General features: G+C 69.3%; 6 protein-coding genes. 2 read left to right on the forward strand and 4 right to left on the reverse strand.

Annotated elements, in window-relative coordinates; all coding sequences use genetic code 11:
- Positions 1-579 precede the first annotated feature (579 nt).
- Both TR50_RS50275 and TR50_RS39705 read right to left on the reverse strand, forming a co-directional pair.
- Positions 580-1041, reverse strand: coding sequence for a transposase (locus tag TR50_RS50275; protein WP_369405819.1), 462 nt, complete (start codon positions 1039-1041; stop codon positions 580-582).
- A gap of 163 nt (positions 1042-1204) precedes the next feature.
- On the reverse strand, positions 1205-1651 hold the full coding sequence (locus TR50_RS39705) for a DUF3592 domain-containing protein (protein WP_152648892.1): 447 nt from the start codon (positions 1649-1651) through the stop codon (positions 1205-1207).
- 156 nt (positions 1652-1807) lie between these two features.
- On the opposite strand from TR50_RS39705, the gene TR50_RS39710 reads away from it, so the two are divergent.
- Positions 1808-2188 (forward strand): hypothetical protein, encoded by a 381-nt coding sequence (locus TR50_RS39710; RefSeq protein ID WP_152648893.1) that lies wholly within the window; start codon positions 1808-1810, stop codon positions 2186-2188.
- Positions 2189-2854: 666 nt separating this feature from the next.
- Here TR50_RS39710 and TR50_RS46300 read toward each other — a convergent pair.
- Complete coding sequence (locus tag TR50_RS46300) at positions 2855-3268, reverse strand: hypothetical protein (protein ID WP_160311266.1); 414 nt, start codon at positions 3266-3268, stop codon at positions 2855-2857.
- A 335-nt stretch (positions 3269-3603) separates the two neighbouring features.
- Between TR50_RS46300 and TR50_RS39715 the strand changes: the two genes are divergently transcribed.
- Positions 3604-3795, forward strand: a complete 192-nt coding sequence (locus tag TR50_RS39715) for a hypothetical protein (protein ID WP_042434495.1) — start codon at positions 3604-3606, stop codon at positions 3793-3795.
- 15 nt (positions 3796-3810) lie between these two features.
- Here the strand turns inward: TR50_RS39715 and TR50_RS39720 are convergent.
- Positions 3811-4223 (reverse strand): hypothetical protein (locus tag TR50_RS39720; RefSeq protein WP_236654791.1); only part of this gene is annotated, 413 nt, incomplete at its 5' end.

Below are 4223 nucleotides of genomic sequence, written 5' to 3' on the forward strand. Positions count from 1 at the left end.
CGGCCGCACGACTGCACCCGCACCGGGCCTGCCCACCCCGCCCGGTGCGAGCAGACACACAACACACCGTGCCACGCCCAAGAGGAAGAGGTCGAACGCCAACAAGACACCCAGCCGCCCCGTCCCCGCACCCGGCGTGAACCGCCCAGGACCGACCCCACGCGGGAAATTGCCGCCCGCGTCGTCATCCAGTGCAAAGGCTGGCCACCCTGCGATCCCGGGTAACCAAAAAGGTCACCAACACAGGCCAAACGCCCTCTCCCGCCGTCGCGCCACCGCGGTGGAAGTTCCCTGGCTACCCGACCGCGCGCCCAACGTGCGCTCAACGTGCGCGGGCGACGCGACAGCGAGCGTCGGACGCCGGCCCGAGAACGCGCGACAGGAGGCGACGGCACGAACACAGGTGCGCAGCACCATTCGGCCCGCGAACAAGAACGCCCGACCCGTGCGAGTAATCCAGACAGGCACGGGCCGGGTCCGCCCGCCACCCTACCCGAACAACCGGAACGACCTCCCATGGCCCGCACAACCAACGCCCTGACCGAGGCGCACCGGGCAGGCGCGGTGGGCGGGCGCGGATCAGGTCAGAGCGGCCGGGAGGTCGCCACAGCCCCACCGCCGCCCCGATGCGAACGGCAACAGCCCGAGCCGCGACGCCATCAGAATCGAACCCGGGACACGGCCCGGGAGCGAGCAGGCGACCCGCACAAGCAGACCCGAGACGACCGCCTCACCACCCGGCCCGTCAGCGAGCGCGGTCAGGACCACTGCGGGAATCGCCGAACCCATCCGCGCCGGACACAACCGCGGCCGCCAGGTGCTCCAGCGCGCGGCCGCCGGCCACGACACTCCGAAGGTGGGCGGCAGATGCCGCCAGGCGCATCCGCTGGTCAGCACGCACACGACTACGGTGAAGACCGCAGGCTGTTCGAGCGGAGCCGTGCCTCCGCCCTGCTGGCGAGCTCGGAAGGCTGGAAGCACCGGTTCCAGGAGCACCCACAAGCTGTCCGGCACGAGTCGCTGCGTCAGATGCCCACCCACGAAGGCCAAGTGTCGACGATCAACGGATCGCCAGCGATCACGGCGCCCGAGCGGGGCTCGTCAGCTGAGTCCGTGCCTCTCCCCCAGATCCAGCGCCTGCTGCGGGTGGGCCAGGACCGAGTCCGCGGGCGCCGTCAGGTCGTACATGTGCCCCCGGCGGCACTCACGGGGATAGTGACAGCAGGGCGGCGGGACCGCCGCCAGGCTGACCGCCCGAAAGGAACAGGCCCCCCGCCACCACAAGGCAGACCAGCAGTGGTATCCAGGTCTGTTCGGTCTCGTAGCCGGGCGACACCACCCAGTCCACGGGGTCGGCCGGGTCGTAGAGCACCAAAACCTTGTCGCCCACCTGGCTGCTGCCGACCGCGCCTGTCCACGCCTGGACCGGAGTCCCATCTGCGAGCGTGAACTCCAGCAGGTAGTTCGGGTTCTTCCGGGACGTGTCGACCGCGCCGACGACCGCCGTGGTGCGCGAGCCAGTGACCAACAGGTGGACTGCCACGACAGTGCCAAGGGTGCCCACGAGGAGCGCCAGCACCCCGAACGTACTGGCGACGACCGCCATGATGCGCTTGCGGATCCGCGCCGCTCGGGTGTTGCTGCCGTTCATGCCGGACATCATCACACCAGGCACTGGGCTCTCAAAGGCCGGGGTGACTGCTGAGCAGGAACCCCCATGAACGATCATGGTGCAGCTGCGGGCAGCTCGCGGCCACGGCCGGTGCGGGAGTCGGCCGGATTGTTCCCATCCACCCACAATGGGCCAGTGGCTGCCCTTCCCATCGACCCACGTCCGCTGAACGCTGACGAACGCGCAGTGCTTGAAAACATCCTGTCGGCGGACTTCGTCGGCGCATCGGAACTGCGCAGTCAGCTGGACCGCACCGAGGTGATCGCCATCTGGGGGGCCGACTCCGTGAGCGTCGACCTCCAGGTCCGCGAACCTTGCCAGCACGCAGCCCTGCCAGAAGTGATCCTGCCCGTTGACACGCAAGTCCACGATCCCTCGGGTGCCTACGTCGGCGAAATCCTGGTCTGGACCGAGCGGGGGGCCACGCTCGCTGCGCTGGAGTTCGCCTGGGTTACCGACGAGATGCCCACGACTCTCCCGTCGGTCGAGGACGGTCAGCTCATCTGGCCAGCCTGAGAGGCTGGCCAGATGAGCACAAGATCGCCACGTGAGACACCGTCCAAGGGCAGCCCACGGGGCAGCTCACGCCATACCCCACCCCCTGCCCCACTGGGTAGCTCACGGGGTAGCCCACGGCTGCGGGCCGGAATCTGCCGCCAATGCGGTCCTGGTGCCGCTGCTGGTGACCCGCGACGTGCGTGGAGACCGCGCTGGTTACCTCCGGAACCGTTACTCGCGCCGGCGCTGGTTACCTTCGACCGGACGGCGCATCGCGAAGGTAACCAGTGCAGCTCAGAGCAGGTCCGGCGCGAAAGCAACCAGCGGGGCCTCGGGGGTAGCGGGGCCGGCTCAGCCGAGGTACTGGACAGCCCCAAGGCGAACAGCAGGCTGCCGCGAAGGTCAGCCCCGGCAGCCCGGGTCGCCATCTGCCCGAGCAGCCCGTAGGCGGTGGGGCTGAGGTGATCGCTCGGACGGTCCCAGGCGAACAGATCCGTGGTGCCCACGTCGTCTTGCGCGGCCGCCCCCAGCAACGAGAAGACCAACTCCACGCACACCGCCCAGCGTTCCTCCTCCGTGCAGGAACGCGACGACTTGGCAGCGGCCTGGATCATCTGTGCTGCTTCCGGCATTGCTCCAGCGCCTTTCGCCGACGGCCTGCTCCGGGGTCCGCTGCGGCCGGATCTACGTCCCGGGGATCGCCAGCTGGGCCAGGCCAGGCTGGTGTCGTAGCCGGCCAAGGTCATGGCGAGCCTCATGGATGGAATACGCAGCGCGCCGGGGCTGCGGTCGCAGCCCGCGGTGGCGGAGTGCTCTGGTAAAGGTGGAGTAGGCACGCTGGTAACCGAGTTCGGTGAGTTCCCCAAAGAGCGTGGCCGCGGTAAGGCGGGGCTCGTCGGTCAGTCGTTGTCGGCAGTAGTCGATGAACTGTTCCAGGGTGTCAGGGCCTGAGCAGCGGCGGACACCTGGTACTCGTTGCCCGGTCAGATAGCTCCGGATGGTCTTGCGGTCGTGGTTCAAGTGCCGGGCGATCTTGGAAATTGACCAGCCGCTGGCATGCATGGCCTTGGCTTCGGTGGCTTCCTCAAAGGTGAGCACATGAACTCCCTCGTGTCTGCATGCAAGAGGGGTGTTGATGCTCGCTCCGGTTGTCGGCCCACAAATTCCCCCAAAGCCGGAACGAACACCCACCACCCCCGCGCCGTTCGCATCGCCTACCAGGGTCGCTGACATCGAAGCCGAATCGGCAAGGCCTTCTGGCATATGCTTCTAACGAGTGAACGGGTGTACACAAGCTCGCGCTGCGGGTAGCTGGCCACCGCAACCCGGTCGTCCTCGCGCTGGAGGGGATCACCGACCAGAAGCGCACGGCCCGCATCGCGGACCGGCTGCTGGCGCTGATCGAGCAGCACAGCCAGCCGCGAGCAGCGAGCGTGCTGATCGGCTACCCGGCCGCGACCGAGAGTCATCTGCCCTACTGGCGGGTTCTGGTGCTGCTGGGCCTGAAGGAGGTCAGCCGACCGCCGGTGGACCCGGACGCGGTGCACGACGTCGAACTGACCGCGGAGCTGGAGGCGACCCTGGCCGGTCTGATGCGCGACAGCGAGCAGCGGCGCACTGCCTGACACAGGCCCCGGTGCTCAGCTCGTTGTGGTGTCGCGGCGGGTCCACAGGTCCTGGTGCTGGCGGGCCACCGCCGCGGCAGCGTCCTGCGCGCTGGCGAACCAGCGCAGCCGGTGGGAACGGCCGCCGCCGCGCTCGCGCAGGTAGCGGTTGCCGCCCACGGCGAGCCAGCGGGTGCCGACCAGCTCCGCCCGGCCCGCGACCAGCATGCGGTGGCGGACCTGGACCACCGCGGGGTGCTTCTTCCATCCGGCCACGTCCCAGTCGGGCCACAGGCCGGGCACGGTCAGCGGGATCGCCAGGCCCGGGCGCCCCAGCCGGAGCGCCGGGTCTACCTGCGACGCCGTGTCCGGCCCGGGCTCGGCGGCGGAGGCCTGCTGCGCGAGGTTGTACATCCGACAGCGCCGCTTCGTCCTTCCAGGCGACCGTC

This window comes from Streptacidiphilus anmyonensis (assembly GCF_000787855.1).
In the GTDB taxonomy this organism is placed as follows: Bacteria; Actinomycetota; Actinomycetes; order Streptomycetales; family Streptomycetaceae; genus Streptacidiphilus; species Streptacidiphilus anmyonensis.